This is a genomic window from Gemmatimonadota bacterium, assembly GCA_009692115.1.
In the GTDB taxonomy this organism is placed as follows: domain Bacteria; phylum Gemmatimonadota; class Gemmatimonadetes; order Gemmatimonadales; family GWC2-71-9; genus SHZU01.
Genome location: SHZU01000009.1, coordinates 125,621 through 148,041 on the forward strand (window position 1 = coordinate 125,621; position 22,421 = coordinate 148,041).

The 22,421-nt window shown below is 66.8% G+C and carries 14 protein-coding genes; 5 read left to right on the plus strand and 9 right to left on the minus strand.

Going from position 1 to position 22,421, the window contains the following annotated elements:
• Nucleotides 1–68 precede the first annotated feature (68 nt).
• Together EXR94_11670 and EXR94_11675 are read left to right on the plus strand one after the other, a co-directional pair.
• Nucleotides 69–863 (plus strand): SDR family oxidoreductase, encoded by a 795-nt coding sequence (locus tag EXR94_11670; GenBank protein MSR03375.1) that lies wholly within the window; start codon nt 69–71, stop codon nt 861–863.
• Nucleotides 864–872: 9 nt separating this feature from the next.
• Nucleotides 873–1,820, plus strand: a complete 948-nt coding sequence (locus EXR94_11675; GenBank protein ID MSR03376.1) for a hypothetical protein — start codon at nt 873–875, stop codon at nt 1,818–1,820.
• A 208-nt stretch (nt 1,821–2,028) separates the two neighbouring features.
• Here the strand turns inward: EXR94_11675 and EXR94_11680 are convergent, their stop codons facing one another.
• The 3 genes from EXR94_11680 to EXR94_11690 all read right to left on the minus strand — a co-directional run bounded on the left by EXR94_11680 (nt 2,029) and on the right by EXR94_11690 (nt 7,985).
• On the minus strand, nt 2,029–3,519 hold the full coding sequence (locus tag EXR94_11680; protein MSR03377.1) for a class A beta-lactamase-related serine hydrolase: 1,491 nt from the start codon (nt 3,517–3,519) through the stop codon (nt 2,029–2,031).
• Nucleotides 3,520–3,636: 117 nt separating this feature from the next.
• A complete protein-coding gene (locus EXR94_11685) occupies nt 3,637–4,944 on the minus strand; it encodes a RagB/SusD family nutrient uptake outer membrane protein (GenBank protein ID MSR03378.1) in 1,308 nt (435 codons plus the stop codon).
• Nucleotides 4,945–4,946: 2 nt separating this feature from the next.
• A complete protein-coding gene (locus EXR94_11690; protein MSR03379.1) occupies nt 4,947–7,985 on the minus strand; it encodes a SusC/RagA family TonB-linked outer membrane protein in 3,039 nt (1,012 codons plus the stop codon).
• 610 nt (nt 7,986–8,595) lie between these two features.
• Between EXR94_11690 and EXR94_11695 the strand changes: the two genes are divergently transcribed.
• Genes EXR94_11695 through EXR94_11705 form a run of 3 tightly spaced genes read left to right on the plus strand, consistent with a single transcriptional unit; the run spans nt 8,596 to nt 13,546 of the window.
• Nucleotides 8,596–10,062 (plus strand): amidohydrolase family protein, encoded by a 1,467-nt coding sequence (locus EXR94_11695; protein ID MSR03380.1) that lies wholly within the window; start codon nt 8,596–8,598, stop codon nt 10,060–10,062.
• A gap of 32 nt (nt 10,063–10,094) precedes the next feature.
• Nucleotides 10,095–12,197 (plus strand): CocE/NonD family hydrolase, encoded by a 2,103-nt coding sequence (locus EXR94_11700; GenBank protein MSR03381.1) that lies wholly within the window; start codon nt 10,095–10,097, stop codon nt 12,195–12,197.
• A 23-nt stretch (nt 12,198–12,220) separates the two neighbouring features.
• A complete protein-coding gene (locus EXR94_11705) occupies nt 12,221–13,546 on the plus strand; it encodes an MmgE/PrpD family protein (GenBank protein ID MSR03382.1) in 1,326 nt (441 codons plus the stop codon).
• Nucleotides 13,547–13,597: 51 nt separating this feature from the next.
• Here the strand turns inward: EXR94_11705 and EXR94_11710 are convergent, their stop codons facing one another.
• From EXR94_11710 to EXR94_11735, 6 genes are read right to left on the minus strand one after another with little or no spacing between them, the layout of a single operon-like run.
• Nucleotides 13,598–15,727, minus strand: coding sequence for a CocE/NonD family hydrolase (locus tag EXR94_11710; protein ID MSR03383.1), 2,130 nt, complete (start codon nt 15,725–15,727; stop codon nt 13,598–13,600).
• A 54-nt stretch (nt 15,728–15,781) separates the two neighbouring features.
• Nucleotides 15,782–17,164, minus strand: a complete 1,383-nt coding sequence (locus tag EXR94_11715) for a hypothetical protein (GenBank protein ID MSR03384.1) — start codon at nt 17,162–17,164, stop codon at nt 15,782–15,784.
• Nucleotides 17,152–17,856 carry a sarcosine oxidase subunit gamma SoxG gene (locus EXR94_11720; GenBank protein ID MSR03385.1) on the minus strand — a complete coding sequence of 235 codons (705 nt, stop codon included), beginning with the start codon at nt 17,854–17,856 and terminating at the stop codon, nt 17,152–17,154. The genes EXR94_11715 and EXR94_11720 overlap by 13 nt, the downstream gene beginning before the upstream one ends.
• Nucleotides 17,853–20,783 (minus strand): FAD-dependent oxidoreductase, encoded by a 2,931-nt coding sequence (locus EXR94_11725; protein ID MSR03386.1) that lies wholly within the window; start codon nt 20,781–20,783, stop codon nt 17,853–17,855. Before EXR94_11725 ends, EXR94_11720 begins: the two co-directional genes overlap by 4 nt.
• The gene (locus tag EXR94_11730; GenBank protein MSR03387.1) at nt 20,776–21,027 is read right to left on the minus strand and encodes a sarcosine oxidase subunit delta; all 252 of its coding nucleotides are present in this window, start codon (nt 21,025–21,027) and stop codon (nt 20,776–20,778) included. Before EXR94_11730 ends, EXR94_11725 begins: the two co-directional genes overlap by 8 nt.
• Before the next feature lie 14 nt (nt 21,028–21,041).
• Nucleotides 21,042–22,274, minus strand: a complete 1,233-nt coding sequence (locus EXR94_11735) for an FAD-dependent oxidoreductase (GenBank protein ID MSR03388.1) — start codon at nt 22,272–22,274, stop codon at nt 21,042–21,044.
• Nucleotides 22,275–22,421 lie beyond the last annotated feature (147 nt).

A 22,421-nucleotide genomic window follows, 5' to 3' on the forward strand; every position in this document is an offset into this window, starting at 1 on the left:
GGTAGTGTACCGGTCCGCGTCCCGGGGGTCAATTGGGATGGCGGTTCTCTTTTACTCCGGCGGCGTCCATGGGGCAAGAACTCGTAGGCAAGGTAGCGATCGTCACTGGTGCCGGATCCGTTGGGGAAGGAGTCGGCAACGGCAAGGCGGCGGCCATCCTCTTCGCCCGTGAAGGGGCGGCGGTGTTTGGCGTCGATCATAACCTGGCCGCCGCGGTCGAGACGCAGCGCCTGATCGAAGCGGAAGGCGGGCGGTGTGCGGTCCACCAAGCGGATGTCAGCGTGGCAACCGAATGCCAGGGCATCGTGGACGCCTGTGTTCAGCGGTTCGGGCGACTCGACATTCTCCACAACAACGTCGGGATCGAGTTGGCCGGCGGACTCCTCGAGACCACCGAGGCGGCTTGGGACCGGACGCTCGCGGTCAACCTCAAGAGCATGTTTCTGCTCTGTCGAGCGGCCATCCCGGTGATGGAGGTTCAGGGTGGCGGTGTGGTGATCAACGTCTCCTCGATCAACTCGATCAGAACCTTGCCGGCGCTCTCGCTCGCGTACGCGGCCTCCAAGGCGGGGGTCAACGCGCTCACCCGTGAACTTGCCGTCGAGTATGCCAAGCGGGGCATTCGGGTCAACGCGATCCTGCCGGGGATGATGAACACGCCCTTCGTCCGGGCCGCCCTCACCGAGGCCTACGGCGGGGACATCCAGGAGATGACCCGGTTTCGCGACGCCCGGTGCCCCACCGGCAAGCAGGGAGAATCATGGGATATCGGCCACCTGGCGGTGTTCCTGGCCTCCGACCGGGCCAAGTACATCACCGGCGCGGAGCTGGTCGTCGATGGCGGCCAGACGCTCCGGATCTGATCTGACGCCATGAGACAGCCGATCCGGATCTCGACGATCGACACCCACACGGCGGGAGGCCCAACCCGGATCGTGCTGTCCGGATTGCCGCCGCTCGCCGGGGCCACCGCGGCCGAGCGGATGCGGGAGTTCCAGACCAACCACGACGCCTTCCGAAAGTTCCTCCTCTGCGAGCCGAGAGGCCATCGGGGGATGTATGGGGCCGTCGTCGGCCCTCCGCCCGACGCCACCGTCGATCTCTCAGTCTTCTTCATGACCACGGGGGGATACCTCCCGACCTGTGTGCACGGCGCGATCGGGGTGGCAACCGCGTTGATTCGCGAGGGGACCCTCCGGCCTCGACCCGACGGGAGCCTCCGTTTCGACACGCCCGGCGGCATTATGCCGCTCACGCCCCGGTTCCAGGACGGCGAGCTCGCCGAGATCAGTCTCCGCACGCCACCGGGGGCGGTCTCGGATCCCCACCTGGCGATCGCGTTGGACGGGGTGACGATCGCCGCATCGGCGGTGTTTTGTGGGGTCACCTTTCTCCTCGTCTCAGCCGAGCAACTCGGTAAAGCCGCGACTCGAGCCAACCTCGAGTTCTTCGTCGCGCTCGGCCAGAGACTGCTTGACCGGGCCGGTTCGGCCTTCGCCCTGGCGCTGTTCTACGACCGGATGGAGGGAGGAGGCTTCCGCGACATCGTGATCGGGCGGACCGGCGGGATCGACCGGTCGCCGTGCGGCGCCGGAGCCGGTGCCCTCGCACTCCACGAATGGGCCGCGGGCCGGTTGGCCGTCGGATCACCCCTCCCCGTAACGGGGATCATCGACACCCAGTTCGTTGCCCGAGTCGTTGAGGTCGTTGGTGGGGGCGCCATCGCCGAGATCTCGGGACGGGCCTGGATCACCGGCACCCATGTGTTCCTCCGAACCGATGCCGACCCGCTCCCCGAAGGTTTCGACCTCGGTCGATAGCGGATCAACGCGGCCAGCAGTCGACGCGGGGATCGCCGGTGTCGTCGTCGACTGGGTGATCGGACCGCCGCCGTATGCTAGCTGGATACGGTGTAGTGGACCGGTTCGCCTTCCGGGGGTCAATCGGGTAGGCGCTTCTCCCTTTCTCCGGCGGCGGCCATGGGGCTGGAACTCGTAGGCAAGGTAGCGATCGTCACTGGCGCCGGTTCTACTTGTCGGGGTTGATCTGGTACTGCTCCAGCGAGCCGTCGGCCAGCGCGCGCGTCGTGAGCAGCAGGGTTCGGGTTCCGGCCCTGATCCGAAAGGCGCGGTAGCTCATCCCACCTCGCAACTCGTACGCCACCGGGACGAATTCGGTCGGGCCGCCGAGCGGAGCAAGGCTGGTGGCGAAGTCCTCGACCGCTTCTCGGGAGAAGTAGGCGTTGGCGTTCGGGGTGAATAGCGTGCGATCGATCCTCCCGTTCTGCAGCTCCGCGAAAATCCGCCGTGCCTGGCTCAGCGCCGTGGCTGCCGCCGTGTCGGTGACGACGAAGAGGGTGGCCGCGATCCGGTCGGCAATGAGTCTGGTCGCCCGGGATTCGTCGTTGGAAAGGACGACGATCGCGGTTCGATCGTCCGGATACACCTCGTGGTAGGTGAAGTAACCCGAGGCTCCGCCACTATGCGAGATCCGGCGCCGGCCGTTCGCGGAGCTCACGTTCACCCCGAGCCCGTAGCCCGCCCCCAAGCCGTTGACGAGGCGCGCCTCCGTTTCCATCAACGCGTAGGAGGCCGGGCGGAGCCGCGCGCGGTTGATCAGGGCGATGTCCCACAGGGCGAGATCGTGGGCCGTCATCGCGAGCTGGCCGCAGCCGAAGAGCCAACCCTTGGCCTCCTTCGGCGCGGGGCGCCACGGACCGAGCGCATAGCGGGTATAGCCACCGGCGTCGGCCGGGCCGAGGGCACCGGTATCGGCGTCGGCCACCGACGTCATCCGGAGCGGGGTGAAGACCCGTTCCCGCAGGAACTCGAACAGCCCCTTCCCGCTGGCTTGCTCGACGATCAACCCGGCGATCGTGTAGTTGGTGTTGCTGTACTCCCATTTGGTGCCCGGCTCGAAATCCAACGGTATCCGCGCCCAGCGATCCGCGATCCTCTGGGGCGGGGTCGGCTCGAGCAGGTCCGAGAAGACGTAATCCTGGGGCCAGAAATCCTGGTAGCCAGCCGTCATCGAGAGCAGTTGGTGCAGGGCGATATCGTTCGACCGGGTGAGCTCAGGCAGCCATTTCGCCACCTTGTCGTCGAGGGAGAGCTTCCCGTCTTCGGCGAGAAGCAGCAGGGCGGCTGCGGTGAACTGCTTGGTGATGGAGCCGATGTTGTAGCGGGTCGTCGTCGTCGCGGGCATCGCCGGCGTCAGCCGTCGATTTCCGTAGGCCTGCTCGTAGACGATCTTGGCATCGCGCACGATGGCAATCGCCGCGCTCGGGCCGCCGTGGGCGGCGAGAATCCAGGTAGCCGCGCTATCGATCGCCCGGCGCTGGGCGACGGAAAGCCCCTCCTGGGCGTTCGTAGGCGAGCAGGCCACCGCCGTGACCGCCCCGGCGAGAAGAGTCGACCGGAGCCACATCGCGAACCTGGCGGCTGGCGCTGGCGGGTGGAGGACCGCGTTCGGGCGGGCCCGTGACCCGCCCGTCAACACGGACAGCCGCTGATCGTTCATCGCCTGATGTCCCTATTGAAACGGGGGAATCACAAACGCCCTCCGGCTCAGCGGAACCGGCGGATCCAACCGCCGGTCATCCCCATCTATCGCTGGCTGAACCCGCCAAAGCGCCGATCACCCCTTGCGTTCGAAGCTCGGGAGCGGGAGACACGCCAGGGCGCCCCCATGGAAACCGCCGAACTTGTGGGGCACCCCGGGAGCCGGGAACGGCGCGATCTGGTACCGAATCGCGTCGTTATAGTGATGCGACTCCAGGAAGAACTCCCGCTTCCGTTCCTCCACGATCTGGGCCATCACTTCCGTAGCGGTGCCTCCTTGATAGTTGGGCAAAGCGGCTGCTGTGTGGAGCGCGTTGATCTCTGCGACTGCCGCCGACAGGTTGCCAGTGGCCACCGCGTTCTCCGCTATGATCAGGCGGGCCTCCGCGTGTCGGGCGATCGGGATCGGCGTCCCGAGGCTCGCGTACTTCGTCTGAAGGAAGAGCGGAGTGCGCCCATCGGCGGCGAGGCGGGCGGCATCGACGATGGCCACTCGGCGGTCAGGGACGCCGTTGAAGGTAAGATTCTGGTAGATCGACTCGATCGAGACGAAGGAAGACCGATTGTTTAGGGCGAAAACCCGGTTCTCGGACCTGCCTGCGGCCGCCGAGTAGAGGGCGTTCTTCACGAAGCCGGCTGGAATGAGCTGGGCGTCAGCGGCGGCTTCGGCCTTCTTGCCGGCCGCGAGCCGAACCCGGGCTCGGCCCAACAGCGACATGTTCACGAGGTCCGGGCGGTTGGCCGTGGCGCCCAGCGCGATTGCGCGGTTGAACCGCTCCTCGGCTCGGGCCCGAATCTGGGCGGTGGTGACCTCCGTGCCTTCGTCGAAGACCGCTGAGCACATCGCTTCCGACAACAACAGATAGCTGTAGCCGGTGTAGGCCGCGGTTTGCGCCAACAGCGCCCCGCGGCCGGGGACTGCCGCGTCGGTCCACCCATCGAGCAGCTTGAACACTTTGTCGCCGAGGAATCGGGCCACCGAGAGCGAGGTGTAGATCGCAGGCTCGTTCTGGTCGCAGGTGGCGCTGGCCCAGGTTGGACCCGAGGCAACGTCAGCTAATGCGCGCTGGTCGTAGCTCCACCAGTGGGTGGTCAGAATGCTGACGTTGAGCTCATTCCCGATCAAGCTGCTCGCCATGATGTACTTGGCGAAGGCACACTCGAACTCGGCGAGGACCGCACCAGCTAGGAGCGGTGCGTTGTCTGGGATCTCGACCTTCTCCGTCTCGAGCTGCCCTGGCAGCTCGACCTCGAGAAGACTCTGACACCCGGTCGAGGTGATCGCTAGCGCCAGGCACAAGGACGATGCCCGTGCCCGCCAACGTCGGCCCTGAAAAAGAGTCACGCTTGTCATCATCGGCTCCCGGTCTCGTGGTGTTGGCATCGTTAGAATACGATTCGGATCGTCGCTATGAACTGTGCTAGCTGCGGCAGCGTCGAGATGTCGGAGTTTTCAACTCGCAGGTTGTCACCAGCCCCAAAGAAGGACGTCCCCGGCGCCAAATGTTCATCGTACGACTCGGGATCAAAACTGGTGTACTTGGTCCACAGAGCCAGATTGCGGCCAGCTATCGTGATCGTGGCCCGCCGGCCTCCGACCATGTTCGCCAGCCGGTCAGGGAGCGTGTACCCCAGCGACAACTCCCGCAGCTTGAAGAAGCTAGCGTCTGCAAGGTAGGGCTCGGAGAACGCATCGTCGCTCAACTGGATGTACGCCAGCGTCACCGCGTCGAACTCGTTCGGGTAGAAGTTCTCCCGGCAGCGGGGAAGGAATCGGCAGCGAACGGCCATGTCGGTGTCCCACAACCGATGGCCGCGCTTGAAATCGACCATCCCATAGAGGCGAAGTCGGCCGAACAGCTGCCACTCGGAGGTGAAGGCGCCTTCGACCTTGGGGGTCATCCGCCCCATGTACAGCCGCGGCGCGTCAGCACAGGACATCGGCGCCTTTCCAGGGCCGCCGTCGCACAGGATGTCCCGCACCCGGCCGGCGACGGCGGGGTCTTTGGTGGCCGAGACGACCCGCCGCTGCATGTATGAGCCCACCGGAAAGCCAACCCTGAAGCCGGAAAGGCCTCCCGTGCCCAAGAACTCAGCGCCTCCGAGGCTCTTCACTTCGCTGTCGTTGTCGGAGAAGTTGAGCCCCAATGTCCACTTGAGGTTCTGCTTGTCGATCACCTGTCCGGTCAGCGCAACCTCGAGGCCTTTCGTCAGGATCTCCCCGGCATTGCTGAATCGAAAGCCGGTGTAGCCGAGCGAGGGCGGAACTGGAAGCAGGAGAATCGCGTCTGCGGTGGTCTTTCGGTAATAACTGACGTCGACGCCGATGCGGTCCTTCAAAAAGGCGGCTTCGAACCCGAGCTCGAGCTCTTCGCTTCGCTCCGGCTTGAGGTCGGGGTTGCCAATCGAGCCCGTCGAAACCGACGACGCGCCATTGCCGCCCGTCACCGGACGGTAGCTCTGGACGGCGGCGAACGTCGACGGCTGCTGGCCCGCGGCTCCGAAGGCTGCCCGGAGACGAAAGCGCTCGGCGAACCCCTTCGGCCAGAAAGACTCCTCGCTCACCGCCCAGGAGAGCCCAACCTTGGGGTAGATCACGACGTCGTAGTTCTTCCCGAACGCGCTGTTGTCATCGCCCCGGACCGCGGCAGTCAGGAAGACCCGGTCCTTCCACGCCACCTGCTGCTGAACGAAGAGGCCTACCGTCGCGCTCTCTTCGAAGTCCTCGAACCCCTGTCGAATCGCGGCCGAGCTCACGGTTGTCACACCCGGCGCGGGAAACTCCTGGCCCTGGGCGATCACTCGCTGGAGGCTCCGGCGAAAGTATTGCGCCCCGAAGGTCGTGGTCAACCCGAGTGACTGGGCCGGCTTCATGGTGGCAGTCAGGCTGTAGTCGACCGTCCGGTTGCTTACTGCAGTCCGGTCCTGGCGGACCGAGCCAAGACGGGCCGCCAGGCCGAAGAACTGACCATCTGCAAGGGACATTCGCTTATTCAGGTTCTTGTCGTCCTCGTTGGTGAGGTCGAGCCCAGTCCGCAACCGCTGGGTCAGCCAGGGACGGGTCCGGTGCGTAACATCGAGGGAGAAGGTCGAGCGGCGGAAGTCTTGGCGAAACTGGTAGTTGCGCCAGTAGACTTCCGGGGGCGCGAGGAAGAACCCTCGACGGGGAGTGTCGAGCAGATTGGCCTCAGCGTAGTACATGCTGAAGATGTTGTTCGAGAACGGGATGTCGACCCGCCCGCGAGTCAATCCCAAGCCGGCGTTGATATTGAGCTTGTCGGTGGGCGTCACGGTCAGGTTGAGGCGTGAGCTGAATCGGTTGGCTCTGTTGGTGGGCTCCACCCCCTCGTCATCGTCCCACCCCAGACTCCCGAAGTACTGGATCAAGTCAGTGCCGCCCCGCAGATTCAGCGCGTACCCCTGGGCATGTCCTGTTTTGAAGAACGGGCGCCCGGCGGCGTTCTCGACTTCCAAGATGTTCAGCGTGACCGGGTTGCCGGACTTGTCCTTCGAATAGAGGACCGGAAGTCGCCCCTCCGGATCTTGAAACCAGTTGGCCCCCTGGCGGCTGGTGATCTCAAACTCGGCCTTGCCGCTCCGGCCCTTCTTGGTGATGATCTGAACTACGCCGTTGGACGCTTCCGTGCCGTACAGGGTCGCTGCCGCCGGACCCTTGATGATTTCGATGCTCTCGATGTCCTCGGGATTGAAGTCGTTGAGACGAGACACCATCTCCGAATTACGACCGCCCAACGAGCCCCCGCTCGAGGCCCGGCCATCGGCGCGGATCCCGTCGACGTAGATGATGGGCTCCGACCCAAGGTAGAAGGTGCCCGCACCTCGGACTTTGAGCCGAGGGCCGGCTCCGACGAAGCCCATTCGCGGTTGAATGGTTACCCCCGCCGCGCGGCTGTTCAGCAGTTGGCCCAGGTTGGAGGCCGCCGCAAACTGGAGTTCATCCGACACCTGGACCGTGGCCACCGCGTTACCCAACTGCTTCCGCTGGGTCGCTTCAGTCGTTCCAGTGACGATGACCTCTTCGAGGTTGATCACCAGCTCGCTCAAGGTGAGTCGCAGGTTCTCATTCCCAACCCGGACCCGCTGAGTTAGGGGGCGATACCCGATCGCCGCGACCGACAGCACTACCTCGGCGCCCCCGCCGGCCTCCAATCGGAACCGGCCATCCCGGTCGGTGGTTCCCGTGGTCGCGGTACCGACGATCGACACCCGAGCCCCCGCCACCGGGCGACCCGCCGCGTTCACCACCGCCCCAGCGATGACGGCCAACTCCGTCAGCGCCGACGGACCAGTCACGGCTGCGGTCGGCGCTCTTGCGGTTACGCCCCGCAGCGCAGCCATTGCCGTAGCGGATCCCTCAGCGGCTTGTAGCAGCATGAACGACAGGAGGGGAAGAGCTAAGCGCATGGCAGACTCCTTACGCGGCAGGATGGGCTGAGAATTGCTGGCCGTAGCTCCGCATACTGTGTGTATGCGTAGTCCTTCATACGATGACACTGCGGCGTCCGGCTGTCAAGGGGGAGAGGGGGCGCGCGTGGCGCCCCCTCCGTTTTTCGGCTGGGCTATCGCGGCATCCCGACGGGCGGCGGGATCGGAAGCGCAGGGTGCCAAAGTGAGGATCGGCTTCGGCAGTTGCTGGTAGGCGTGCTTGGCCCCACCGCCCCGCCGGGGTCGTTTCGCGGGGCCGGCACCGTGCGCCTTGGTCGGCATCTTGGTTAGCTTGAGCGTCCAGAGCTGGGGTGGCATTAGCCAGGTAGTCCAGGGCAACTCCGTGCCTCTCGGCTTCCGGAACTCCAAGCTACCTCGTGAACGGCGTGGATAGTAGTCGCTCGAGTCTGCTCGTTTCTTCCGCTCGACCAGCTGGCGGGTGCGTCACGGACCAGGGCTGTCGCCGCGCCTCTGCCGGGCTCGACGATACCGAGAAGTGCATACAGTTAGTATTCACGGCAAGGCCCGACGCCACGGTAACCCTGCCGATTCGGAGGCGTCCGGGGACCGCCGACCACAGGAGGTCCAGGTGTCCGACCGCACGAGGTGCCATCCGACCCCGCTGCGCCACCTTCGCTCCGCCGCGACCATCCTCGCCGCCGGCCTGTTGCTCGCCACGGGGGCGGCTTCGGCCCTCGCCCAGGAACGGCCGGAGGATCGTCGTCGGTACCTGGCTCCCGGTACCCAGGTATCGGACGACCCCCGACGGGTACCCGTGCCCCCGGGCCCGAGCGGGCCCGATGGAGCGATCGTGCTGCTCGGCGGGAGAATCTTCGACGGCACCGGGGCGCCGGCGCGGCCCGGGACGGTGGTGATCGAGGGTAACCGAATCCGCGAGGTGCTGCCGGCCGGGCCGGGCGCGTGGCCCGCAGGCGCCCGGGTGATCGACGTTGGCGGAATGACCGTCCTTCCGGGGTTGATCGACCTCCATACCCACTTGAGCTACTACATGTCCGGGGGGTTCGGACCATCGGAGGAGCCTCAGAGTCTGATCGCCGATCCGATCCAGGGCACCCTCCGAGGGGTCGAGCGGCTCCGGGCCTACATCGCCAGCGGCATCACCAGCGTTCGAGACGTCGGATCGCACGGCGACGTGGCCTTCCGGCTCAAGGACTGGGTTCGGGCTCGTCGCCTTCCCGGTCCGCGCGTGTTCGCCGCCGGCAACTTGATCTCCGCCCGCGGCGGGCATGCCGCGGGGGGTCTCCGACCGGGGTCGCTACTGTTCGGGGCGGTACGGGTCGCGTCCGGTCCCGACGAATGGCGCGATGCGGTGCGCGAGCAGTACGAACGAGGGGCCGATTTCATCAAGCTGACGAGCCATTTCACCCGCGAGGAGGTGGCGGCCGCCGTCGCGGAGGCCCACGCGCTAGGGCTCAAGGTGACGGTCGATGCCGAGACCTTCTACGTCCAGTGGGCGGTCGAGGCCGGGGCCGATTGCATCGAGCACCCGCTCCCCCGGAGCGACGAGGCGATTCAGCTGATGGCCACCAAGCGGACCTGCTCGGTGCCCACCGTCGTCTCCTACAAGTACATCTTCGACACCGTTCGCGGCTATTACGGCACGATGTCCCGTCGATTCACCTTCTCCCACGAGGCGAACGTCGAGATGGTGAGAAAGATGAAGCGCGCCAGTGTCACCATCGGGGTCGGCACCGACCTGGTCGGCGGCTGGTACCGGCACCTCCCCGCCGCCTACCTCACCGAGCTCAAGGTGCTCGTGGCCGCCGGGTTCACCGGGCCCGGGGCCCTGGTGGCCGCCACCGGGACGAACGCGGCCATTCTCGACATGGCCGACAAACTCGGCACCCTCGAGCCGGGCAAGCTCGCGGACGTCCTCGTGGTGCGGGGCAAACCCGATGAGAATCTCGATGACCTGACCCAGGTGCACCTGGTGGTCCGGGATGGGGAGGTGGTGGTCGAGCGAGGCCAGATCGTCAGTCTACCGCACGTGCCGCTGCCGGAGCCCGGCACCGCGCCAGCCCGCCGCACTCCGTGACCGGTACCGCATCGTTCGAGGGGGCAACCCGGATGTCCGAGTCCCTAGCCGGGGTCTCGAGAGTAGTCGCGATCGCCGTGGTCGGCGCCTTCCTCGCGACCGCGCTCGGGGCTCAGACCGCCAAGAAGCCAATCGTTCCAGCGTCCGCGCCCGAGTATGGAATCAGAGCCGACGAGAACGTCTGGGTCACCATGAAGGACGGGGTGCGCCTTTCCGGACACATTTTCTTCCCGGTAGGCAAGCGCCGCGGTGAGCGGTTCCCGGTCCTGTTCCATCACACCCCGTACCGGGAAACCGCCGCCTCCCGGTACGGTGCCTCGTCGTACCTGGTGCGCCGCGGGTATGTCGATGCCCATTTCCAGGTCCGGGGAACCGGCCAGAGCGAGGGGGCGGTGCCCGATCGGGAGTACTCCGACCAGGAGATCGAGGACGCCATCGAAGTCATCGCTTGGCTCGCCCGCCAACCATGGTCCAACGGGCGGGTCGGCATGTATGGCGTGTCGTGGAGCGGTTTCAACGCGGCTCAAGTCGCGATGCGCCGGCCGCCCGGACTCGAGGCCATCTCCGTCGGCGCCGGGACCGAGGATCTCTACCACGAGAACGTCCAGTACCTCGACGGGATTCTCCATTTCGGGAGTTACAACTTCGGGATAGACGTCCGCACCACCCAGAGCCCGCCGCCGGACTTCCCCCTCACGGACGCCGTCTTCCGAGATCGCTTCGACCAGCCCCCGTGGAGTCTCACCTTCCTCAAGCAACAGCGGGACGGCGACTACTGGCGCCGGGGGACACGGCTCGACCTCAAACCCGACGCCATCGCGATCCCGACCTTCATGATCGGCGGGTGGGTCGACACCTATCGCTCCAGCATCCCCCGCGCGCTGGACCGGATGAAAGCCCCAACGGTCGCGGTGATCGGCCCCTGGAATCATGACCTGAGAGACCCCGGCCCTGCGGTGGAGTACCGGCACCAGCAGATCCGCTGGTGGGACTACTGGCTCAAGGGACGGAACACCGGCATTCTCGACGAGCCCAGGGTCACCGCGTACATGCGGTATTCCCATCGCCCCGATCCCTGGATCCGGGGTCGCGACGTCCCGGGTGAGTGGCGGGCCGATACCTGGCCGCCACGAGGGCTGGCGTGGCAGCCGTGGTACCTGCAGCCCGATCACGACCTCCGCCGCACTCCGCCCGCCGACGCGACAACCCATCAGCTCGAGTACCTCCCCGCGGTCGGGCCGCAGGCGGGCCAGTATTGGACCAACACCCAGCCCGATCAACGAGCCGTCGACGCGTTCAGTCTGGTCTACGACTCGGAGCCACTCACGACGGACCTCGCGATCCTCGGCCGGCCGAAGGCGATCTTCGCCGCCTCGGCGACCGCGCCGCTGGCGCACTGGTTCGTTAGGCTGTCGGATGTGGCGCCCGATGGCGTCACCACCCAGATCACCGGCGCGGGCTTGAACGGCGCCCACCGCGAATCCTCCACCGATCCGGCGCCGCTCGTGCCAGGCAAGGAATACCGCTTCGAAGTGAACCTTCACGTCACTTCGTGGGTCTTCAAGCCCGGCCATCGCATTCGAGTCGCGATCTCCAACGCTCTGTGGCCAATGCAGTGGCCGAGCCCGTACCCGATGACGACCTCGCTGGTCCTCGGCCCCGAAGGCGGACCGACGCCATCGGCCCAGATCCTCCTTCCGGTGGTGCCGCTCGAAAGCGGCTATCCGCTCCCCCCGTTCGTCGCGATGGCTCAAGAGACGGATCCGGTCATGCCCGGTGCCCCGCCACCACCACCGCTCCGCGGCCCCCTCGGGTTCAACGCCCGTAAGCCCCAGAAGATCGATCGCGACGAAATCGCCGGCACGACTTCCGTCTCCCTGGAGGACGGCGTGCCGGGAACGACGACCAAGGTCGTCTGGCGGGTCAGTGACCTCCGGCCCGACCTTGCCTCCATCCGCGGCGAGCGGATCAACACCGTGAGGATTGGAGACCGCGAGCTGGTGTGGGAGGGATTCACCGAGATCCGGAGCGATTCCACCAACTTCTACTACCTGCACCGGCGGTGGGTCCGTGAGAACGGCCGGGTCGTCCGGGAGCGGAGTTGGCAGGACACGATCCCCCGGTTCTTCCGCTGAGCTCATTCGAGAGAAGGAGGACCATGAGAGTCGCCGATTTCATCCACGGGTTGCGCTGGGAGAACATCCCTGGCGAGGCGCGGCAATACGCGCGACGCTGTCTCCTCGACACGGTCGGCGCGGGCCTGGGCGGGCGACGCACCGAACTCTCGCGGATCATCTTCGACTTCGCCGCCTCGGCCTTCGGAGGGCGCGGCGCGCATCTGTGGCTGGACGGGCGCGAGGTCTCGCCTGCCGGGGCGGCCCTGGCCAATGGCATGACGGTGGATGCCCTCGACATTCACGATGGTTACAAGCCGACGAAGGGCCACGCCGGGGCGGCGCTCGTCCCCGCCCTCTTGGCCTCGCTGAGACTCAGACCCGGACGGGTCTCCGGCGAAGAACTACTCGCCACCCTGGCGATGGGCTACGAGATTGCCTTGCGCGCGGGCATCGCGTTGCACGCCACAGTCTCCGACTACCACACGTCTGGCGCGTGGAACGCACTTGGCTGCGCTGCCATCGCCGCACGACGGCTTGGCTCCACGGCGGAGCAGACGCGGCACGCCCTCGGCATCGCCGAATACCACGGCCCGCGCTCGCAGATGATGCGGTTGGTCGACCAGCCAACGATGCTCAAGGACGGCTCGGGTTGGGGCGCGATGGCGGGCGTCAGCGCGGCGCTGATGGCGCACGGCGGCTTCACCGGCGCGCCCGCCCTCACCGTCGAGGCGCCTGAGGTTGCGGGTCTGTGGAACGATCTCGGAGCGACGTGGCACATCGCGGGCCAATACTTCAAGCCCTACGCGGTCTGCTACTGGGCGCAGGCCCCGATCCACGGAGCGCTCACTCTCCAACGCGCCCACGCCCTCACGCTGGACGTGATCCGGCGCATCCGGGTACACACCTTCCACGAGGCCACCCGGCTGGCCGTGCGCCGTCCGCACACCACCGAGGAAGCGCAATACAGCGTGCCCTTTCCCGTAGCGGCGGCGCTGGTGCATGGGCAGGTCGGGCCGGAACAACTGAGCGGCCGGGCGTTGCAGGATCCGCGCGTCCTGGCGATCTCTGATCGTGTCGAGCTGGTCGAAGAGGACGCCTACAACCAGCGCTTCCCGGCTGAGCGCGTTGCGCGCGTGGTCATTGAGACCACTGACGGCGCGATACTGGACTCCGGCGAGATGCGGCCGCGCTGGGATACCGGCGGGGACGCCCGGCCCGGCGACGACGACCTGCGTGAAAAGTTCCGCTGGCTGGCGAAGGGCTGTCTTCCGGAGCAGCGCGCGCTGGCGTTGGAGGCCGCGCTTTGCGAGTGCGACCGGCTACCCGATGCCGAGCAGATTCTCTCCCTGTTGACGCCTTCGAATTAGAAACTGGCGCGTCGCAGGCTCAACCCAGATCGCACCGTCCGAACGGGCGACTCAACGAAACAGACGCGGCATCGAGTCCTGCCACCTCCGCTCGCGGATGACCTTCCCGTTCTCGAGCAGCCGGCGACGATGTTCGTAGTAGAAGAAGACCGAATCGCTCCGCACGTTCGTCACCCCTTCCCAGACGAGCTCTCGGCCCGGTAGCCGGTACCGATTGACCGCTTCGGTTCGGTACGCCGCGGCGTCGGGCCGCAGGTCGCTGACCTCATACCTGGCGTAGCCGCGGTGGTCTTCCTCGTCCGGACTCGGCGGGCGCCCGATGATCATCGTGGTGGTCGCCGTGTTCTCGTCGCGAATGATCTGGTCGACCACGTAATCGAACCCGGGCCGCAGGAACCCGCCGGGCGGCGGGGGGGCTTGGCGGACGATCGGTTGTTGCCCCTCTTGCAACGCGGCGGTGAACGCGGGGACTCGGACGCCGTTTCGGAGGGGGACGATCGGCAGCAGCACCTGGCTCGCGGGGCGGCGCGAGCTCGCGCCGTTCGCGGTCGTTTCCCCCGGCGCCCCGACATAGAGCGACGTGGTCATCTGATATGGCGTCGGCCAGGCCATCGGCCACTGCGAGTTGGATACCGCGATGCGGATGCGGTGTCCAGGCTCGAAGATCCAGGAGGTGACGTGCAGCTTCAGGTCGAGATGGTACCCGGCGCCCGGCGTTAGGTACGAAGGCTTCATCGACCCGTCGCGCTGCGCCCCATTGATCCCGGCGCCCGTGATCAGGGTCACCGACCCATCGGGAGCCACGTCGGAGAGCCGAACGAACCAGTGGGCCAGCTTGGCCGTGGCCGAGACCGCCAACTTGGCCTGCGGGTGGCCGAGGATCGCCATCGGCGCGGTGAGCGGCTCGGAATCATAGACCAGGCTGTAGGCGTCGGCGGGCCGTTGGTCCGGCTGCCGCGCGCCCCAGAGCACCCCGGCCGCGGCGCCGGTGCCCGGCAGGTACTTGAGCCGATGCACGGCGCCACGTCCCGCGGTCGCTCGCGCCAACTGGTGATCGGCGCGGAGAAAGTACGGCGTCATCACCTGGCCCCGTGGGGGCCAGGTATCTCCCCGCCACTCGCCAGGAATGGGCAAGTCCTGGTTCATCTCGGTCCCAGGCGGGTGCGACCGACGCATGAACACCGTGACCAGCGGCTCGTCCATGACCCCGGTGTTCCGGCCCTTGAGCCAGTAGTCCCAGAAGCGGACTTCCTCAAGCCGAACGTCGACCATCGCCGGGTAGCGGGCCATTCGGTGCTCCCAAGGACCGATGATCGCGCGGATCGGGCCGCGCGCGTTGAGCAGGGCGCGGGGAATGCTTGAGCGATAGGTGTCATACCAGCCGCCGATGCGGAGCTGCGGAATCGTGATGAGGCCGGGATTCACGTCAAGCCGCTGCTCGTTTCGCCAAAAGGGGCCATCCGTCTGATTCTTGAGATAGAGCATGTTCCAGGGCGGCTGATCGAAGCGATCCCGGAATAGCTCCTCGGTCAGTGGGAAGTCGGGCCCGGGGCTCTGCGACACCATCAGGTCTTCGTAGGCATGCCAGCCATAGAAGAGCCGGATGCCATCCAGATAGTGGATGTCCTCGTGGTAGAGGTCGTCGGTTGCATGCTGGGGCCTGATCGCCTTCAGCGCCGGCGGGTTCCGCATGGCGAGTTGGAGGCTGTTGAACCCACCCCACGAGTTGCCCTGCATGCCCACGCTTCCGTTGGACCACGGGCGCTTGGACAGCCAATCGATGACCTCGAGCCCGTCCACCATCTCCTGTTCCGAGTACTCTCGGGAGGGCGCGACGCCCTCGCTCCGACCGGTTCCGCGAATATTGACGGTGGCGTCCACGTACCCGCGACGAGCGAAATACAGATCGGCATTCGGGGTTGGCAGGTCGCGATAGGGCGAGTAGTACAGCCGTACCGGGAACTTCTCGCCCGGCTGTTTGGGAACCGGCAGGTACATGAATCCCCAGAGCTGCACCCCGTCCTTCATCGGGATCCGCACCGTGTCGAGCCGAGTCTCGTACTCGGGCTGCGAGGGCGGCAGCACCGGACCTCGCGCTTGAGCGACCAGCGACGTCCCGACCACGGTAGCGCCGGCGGTCAGCCACCCCACGACTCGAGCAGCCATGTGCCTCCCATCCATCAAATGGGAACGCGATTTCAGGTACGAATCCAAACGAGGGTCGGTCAAGCTGGGTCAGCGCTCGTCTCGAGCCGCTACCACCTCGGCCTCGCCGTCGCGGATTGCAACCGGGTCTGGGGGCACCCATCCGATGAGCGTCTTCGACAGCACGAGTGCGGCGATCGCCACCGCGAGCAGTACCAGCGCCGGGAGCAGACCCATCCCCCGTGCGATCAGCACCGGCACGATCGCCACGATCGCGAGTTCGATGAAGGAGTTGCCCAGATACGCGGTGCCGTAGTCCTGCAAGGTCCCGCTCTTCAACTTGGGATCCACGACTCGAAGGAGGGCGATGCCGGTGGCGAGAACGCCGGTGGCCCAGCCGAAGGTGAAAAGGCTCCGCTCGAACCAGAAGTTGCCGAAGATCCGCCGGCCCAGCCAGAAGGTCCAGAGCGTGAAGACCATACCGAGCGCAAAGAGCAACAGCAGCGGAGCGAGGTAGCGTACGACGACGGTGATGGCGATGGAAGCGATCCCGAATCCGACCAGGTAGTCCGCCGAGCTCGAGGCGATCCGCGCCATCAACCTGGCGTCGATCGAATCGGTGAGGCGGAGCAGTCCGAGGGCCCAGCGCACGCCCCACCCGGTGAGCAAGGCCAGGGCGAAGAGGGGAATCCCGTGCTCAGGGGGCAACGCCGTCAAGATCGCGTGCGCGAGCCAGACCGCCGCGCCCGCGAGCGCGAGGTGCCAGGTCAGCACGTCGAGCACCGCGGCGTTCACGGTCTCCTGTCCAGCGGAGGATCGCTCCGGCTCCGGAACGAAGCCGGTTCGAAAGCTCGAGGGCAGCGCGCTCGGAGCGCCGACGACTCGAGTCCAGCCCCGCCGTATGCCGAGGTGGATCAGCGCCATTCCCGCGATGGTTCCCACCGCGACGCCGATCGTGGCCGAGGTATAGCCTAGCGCGAGAAAATCGGGGAACCCGCGGGGCTCGAGCACGCTTCCGATCGCGGCTGCGGTCCCGAAGCCGCCGGCCCAACCCGCCGGCAGCACGAGGGCGAAGCCCTCGGGGAGCGACGGGAACAGTCGATCGAGGACGAGCAGGCCGAACAGCAACGCGACGGCGTACTGTCCCACGAAGCAGATGATGTTGTAGAAGAAAAGGTCGCCGATGTGGCGCCACTGCGTCCGCCCCGGCTTCCCAGCGGTGCGGCCCAGAGGGAGAGCGGCGAAGATCAGCGCGATGAGGTAACCTGGATAACTCGCCAGATACGTTCCGCCGTCGGCCCGTTCGCTGAACGGGATGATGTCGACGCCGTAGCGCCCGCCGATCAGCGCGATCACCCCGGCCACCATCGCGGTCGGGATTCGGCTTGCCTGCAGCAGTCGCGACCGGGAGCGGAGCAACTGCGCGATCACCAGCAACAACGACATCAAGCCGAAGTCGACTAAGAGCTGCATGGCGGCTCCGTCGGATCACCAGCTCGGATCGCGCCCGAGTCGAACGACCGAGTTGCTGCCCACCCCGCGAACCACTCGTCGAAACGGGCTTCCCCGGCTGGACCGAGACCGCAGGGACGGGCGAACTTGAGCGCCGCCTCGGCGAAGGTCCGGCCGTAGCCTCGGCTCAAAGTCATCACCACCGCACTCCTGTCCAACGCCACCACCTGACAGGGGACGTGGAGCACCGGGCCCTGCACCAAGCGGGGAAGGCCGCGCTCCCGGTCGAAGAGGTCGAGGTTGGTGAGATGCTCGAACACGGAGGCGATCTCCGAGCCCAGGAAGGCGAGCATGCAGTGCCCATCCGTCGTCTCGGTGAAACCGATCCCGGACGGCATCAGAGGCCGGTCGCTCGCGCCCAGATGCCAGAGTGATGCCTGGGTCCGGTTCATCCGGTTGACGACGAAGCCGCCCGAGATCGCCACCTCGCCCGGCTTGCCGGGCACCGGCACGCCGAAAGGGCGCTGGCTTCCTACTTCAGGGTGTTGCAGGTCCCAGCGGGAGCGGTGGCTCAGATCGATCAGCCACGGGCCGCCCCCCTCGTCCGGGTAGCGCCGGATGATGTCCCAGCCGTCTCGCTGAACGCGCTCGAGAGCCCCGGCGTCGAAGCGCACCGGCGACTGGCGGATCCGGGTCCCTCTGGTCGCGATCACGCCCGTAACCTCGCCCCCTCGGGGTCGTAGAAGTGTGGCGCGACGACCGTCCCCCCCGTCACCGATGGCGTGCCGCCCGGATTGGAGTAGATCTGGACCGTTCCTCGCTCCGGTGCGTGGCGGTCGGTGATCAGCGCGAGGGCATACTGCCAGCCCAACGTCTCGCTCATCCGGGTAGTGCAGAGGTAGCCGACCACTTCCTTGCCGTCGATCACGATGTCACCGTCCTCCGGGCGGCGCTGGGCCTCGTCGATCCGGAGGCCCACCAGCTTCAATCGGCCGGCCTGTCCGATGGCGTGGCGGAGCGCCGGCGCCCCGACCTTCTTCGAGGCGGTGTCTTTGCGGTCCCAGAGAAAACCCATCCCGATGTCGGTGAGGGTCACTCGCTGCTCCGATTCGATCCCGATGATGACATGGCCCTTTTCCGCCCGAAGGCAGTTCTGCGCCTCGAGTCCGAACGGACGAATCCCGAACTCCGCCCCGGCCGCCATCAGCAGATCCCAGAGGTACCTGCCATAGCTCGACGGCGCATGCAGCTCGTAGGAGAGCTCGCCGACGAATCCCAACCGGAGGCAGCGGACCGGGACGCCGTCACCAACCACGATCTCGCGATACCCCATGTAGGGAAAGGCCTCGGGGGAGAGGTCGGCGTCGGTGATCTTGGCCAAGACCTTGCGAGCGTTGGGCCCGGCGATGTTGAGCGATCCTAGCGTGTCGGTGAGGTTGACGAGGTGATACTCCCAGCCATCGTAACGAGTGTGATAACGGAACCACTCGACGGTGGCTCCGGCCCGGGCCGAGCTGGTGGTGAAGTAGTAGTCACCGGGGGCGATTTCGACCACGACTCCGTCGTCCATCAGGTTGCCGGTGTCGTTGCACATCGCCGAGTACTTGCAGCGGCCAGGCTTGGTCTTCGACAGGTCGGAGATGTGAACCCGCTGCAGCGCCTTGAGCGCGTCGGGTCCGTAGATCCTGAACTTGCCGAGGGGCGAGCTGTCGAGCATCCCGACGTTGGTGCGGACGTTCCGAATCTCCTCGCGGCAGCTGAGATCGGCGCTGAAGTACCGGGCCCGCTGCCACGCGCCCGCGGCCCGGAAGATGGCGCCGAGCCCTGCCTGCGCGTCGTGCAACGCGGTCTCCTTGTGCACCTCGAGCCCGGGCCCGGCCAGCGTGGCCAGACGAGGCGGAACCAACGGCGGACGAACCGTGGTGCCCGACAGCTGATCGAGCGGCGTACCGTTGAGGACCGCCATGATCATCGCCAGGTTCTGGCCCGGGACGTGGTACTGACCCGGCCCCAGGCCGAATCCGCCGAACCGCTTGGCCAACTCGGGGGCGTCGAATCCCTGAGCCACCGACTCAACCACGTTCTTGTAGCTGCCATCCTCGTCGAAATCCACGAAGGACTTGGCTCCGCGCCCAATCCCGGGAGCGCACGCCAGGAAGCAGCCGGCCGCCGGGCCAGGCGAGCTCCGCACGACTTCTCGTGCCTCGCGGATCCGCGATTCTGCCTCCCATCCGGTGGCGGCCGCCGCCTCGAGTCCGGCCAGCCGGCCCGACGCCTCGATCGCGGCGACGTCGCGGAGGCCAAGCATGGTGCCCGCGACGAAGACCCGTTCCGGTAACCGGGTCGGTTGGAACATCCCCGTCCGAGTGCAGTAGCCGAGACCGGCGTTGAGCGTCGAGAGCGGCCCGATCAGTGACTGCAGCCCGGCGTTCGCCAGGAGCAGATCGCAGCGAAGCTCCTCGGCTCCTTCGCGACCGATCCGCCGGAGCTCGACCCCCGTCACCCGGTTCGTGCCCCGAGCCGCAGCCGCGGTCCAGCCGGGCAAGAACCGAATGCCAGCCCCACCGATCGCCGCGACCAACTCTGGATCGTGACCCTCGGGCCGTGCGTCGGCGACCGCCGCGACCTCCACGCCGTACCCGGCCAGCTCGACGGCGGCCTCGAGGCTCGTATCGTCGCCCACGGCGAAGACGGCCCGGCGCCCGGGAAGCACCCCGTAGCTGGCAGCCAGGCGCCACGCGGCCGACGCTTGCATCACGCCCGGGCGTTCGTTGTGCTCGAACACCAGCGGGCGCTCGGTGCACCCCGATGCGACCACCACCGAGCGGGCCCGGCACTCGTAGTGGTACTCCCGGGCGATGCCTCCTTCAGGGCAGACCTGGAACCCGGTCACCAGATTCTCACCCCACACTCCGGTGACCGGGGCGTGGGTGAACACCCGGATGTTGGAACATGCCGCCACCCGAGCAGCCAGCTCGGCCGCGCGGCGATGGAGCGGCTGCCCGTTCAGCGGCCGGGTCCGCCAGTCGAGGTGCCCTCCCAGGCGGGGCCGCCGCTCGAAGAGGCAGACTCGCCCGCCCGACTCGGCGGCAGCGAGCGCGGCGGCCATCCCAGCCGGCCCGCCGCCCACCACCGCCACCTCGGCATTGAGATAGCGCTCGAACCGACCACCGGGCTCGCCCGAGGCTGCCGGATCGAGGACGCCCAGCCCGGCCATGGCCCGGATCCGGTCCTGGAAGAACGGCCACAGTCGGGCGGGTCGATGGAAGAGCCGATAGTAGAATCCGGCCGGCATCAGGCGGTCGAAGCGATCGAGCAACCCGAAGGGGTCGCGCTCGGGATCCCCGCGGACGTTCTGGGCTCCGATCGCCATCCCGGGCCGAAGCAGGGTGGTTTCCGCCGCTTCGTTAGGCACCCCATCGATCGCCACGAAGGCGCTGGCGCTCTCGCCGTCGAGGCCGTAGAGCCCGCGGGGACGATGATACTTGAGGCTCCGGCTGAAGACCCGGACGCCGGCGGCATAGAGCGCGCTGGCCACGGTATCGCCGGCGGCCCCTTCCGCCTCGCCGCCCCAATACCGGAATCGGATCGGTCGGGACGGATCGATCCGCTGGGTCGGAGTGGCCGGCAGCCTAGCCACCGGGGCTCTCTTCTCGATTGGTGGCCGGGTTGCGGGTCGTTTTGAACCACACGCCACAGCCCTGGCCGTGGTACCACCACTCGGGTTGCGGAGCGGGTGGAATCGAGCGGAACTGAGCGTATCGGAAGTGGGCTTCCGCGCAGAGCCCTTCCTGGGCCGGCCGAGGTCCGCGGTCCTGCCCGCCGCACGTGAACTCGTGGACGTCGCGGCGACCGCAGATCGGACAGGTGAGCGTGAAGGTCATGGCTGTGGTGAGCTTTAGTCCCAGTGCCCGTACTTCATCGCGCCGGCGGTTTCACCGGCATATCGGTTCTCGAGGAATCGCCCGAGACCGAAGGGACGGATGATGTCCGGGATCTGGTCCCTGGCGATCATCTCGGCCAGGTACTTCCCCGCGATCGGGCCAGCTTTGAAGCCGAAATAGCCCCAGCCCACGTCGAGGTAGAGGCCGTCGAACCCCACGTTGGCGTCCATGATCGGCGCCATGTCGGGGGTCATGTCGGCCAAACCGGCCCAGGTCCGCATGAACTTGACATTCTTGAAAACCGGCATGAAGTCGGTCAACGCCTCCGCCTGATGCTTGAAGTAGCGGGCGGTGGGGTCGGTGGTGTAGTTGACCTGGGGGTCCATGTGGGCGCCGGTGGCGATTTCGCCCTTGAGCGTTTGAGTGGCGTAGACGTGGTAGGCGCCGGAGCTGACCACGTGGTTCAGGAACGGCTTGAGCGGCTGGGTGACCATCGCCTGGATGGTCAACGGGTGGACCGGCAGCTCCAGTCCGATCAGGGTGCAGAGCGCGCTCCCGTAGCCGCCGGCCATGATCCCAAGCTGGCGGCACTGAATGGCGCCCCGGTTGGTCTGAACGCCGGTGACACGACCGCCGTCGGTATCGATCCCCGTCACTTCCACGCCCTGGTGGATGTGAACCCCGTGCGCGGCCGCTCCCTTCGCCAGGCCCCAGACCACCGCGTCGTGCCGGAGCGTCCCGCCGGGTGGGTGGTACATTCCGGCCTGGATCGGATGCTCCGGACGGTCGGTGATGTCGAGCGCGGGAATCAGTTCCTGACACTGCTTGGGGTCGAGCAGCTCCGAGCGAATACCCAGGAAGTTCGCGGTGCCTATCGCCATCCGGAACGCCGCGACCGCCGCCTCGCCATGGGCGAGGTTGAGGTTGCCGCAGTTGAAGAACATCAGGTTGAAGTCCAGCTCGTCGACCAGGACCGGCCACAGCTTCAATCCCTCGTCGTAGAGCCGAACGCTCTCCGCGGTGCGCTGGTTGGCCCGCACGATGGCCGTGTTCCTCCCGGAACCTCCGAAGCCGACGTAGCGGCGCTCCAGCACCGCCACGTCCCGGATCCCGTGCGTCTTCGCCAGGAAATACGCCGTGGCCAGGCCGTGGATCCCCCCGCCGATGATCACCACCTGGTAGTGTGGCTTGATCGGTGACGGGGTCCACAGCCGCGTCGGGCGGAGGTAGTTGCCGAGGATCGCCATGGGTTGGGGCCGTCGGCTATCCGACCACGGAGTACGACGAATCCAGGTTCTTGGTTCGGCGCCAGCCGCCGGGGCCGGCGGCGGAGGTCCACTTGGGATTGGGAGGTGGCCGGTTCATCGGATCCGGTTCCGGGATGAGGTCCGGCG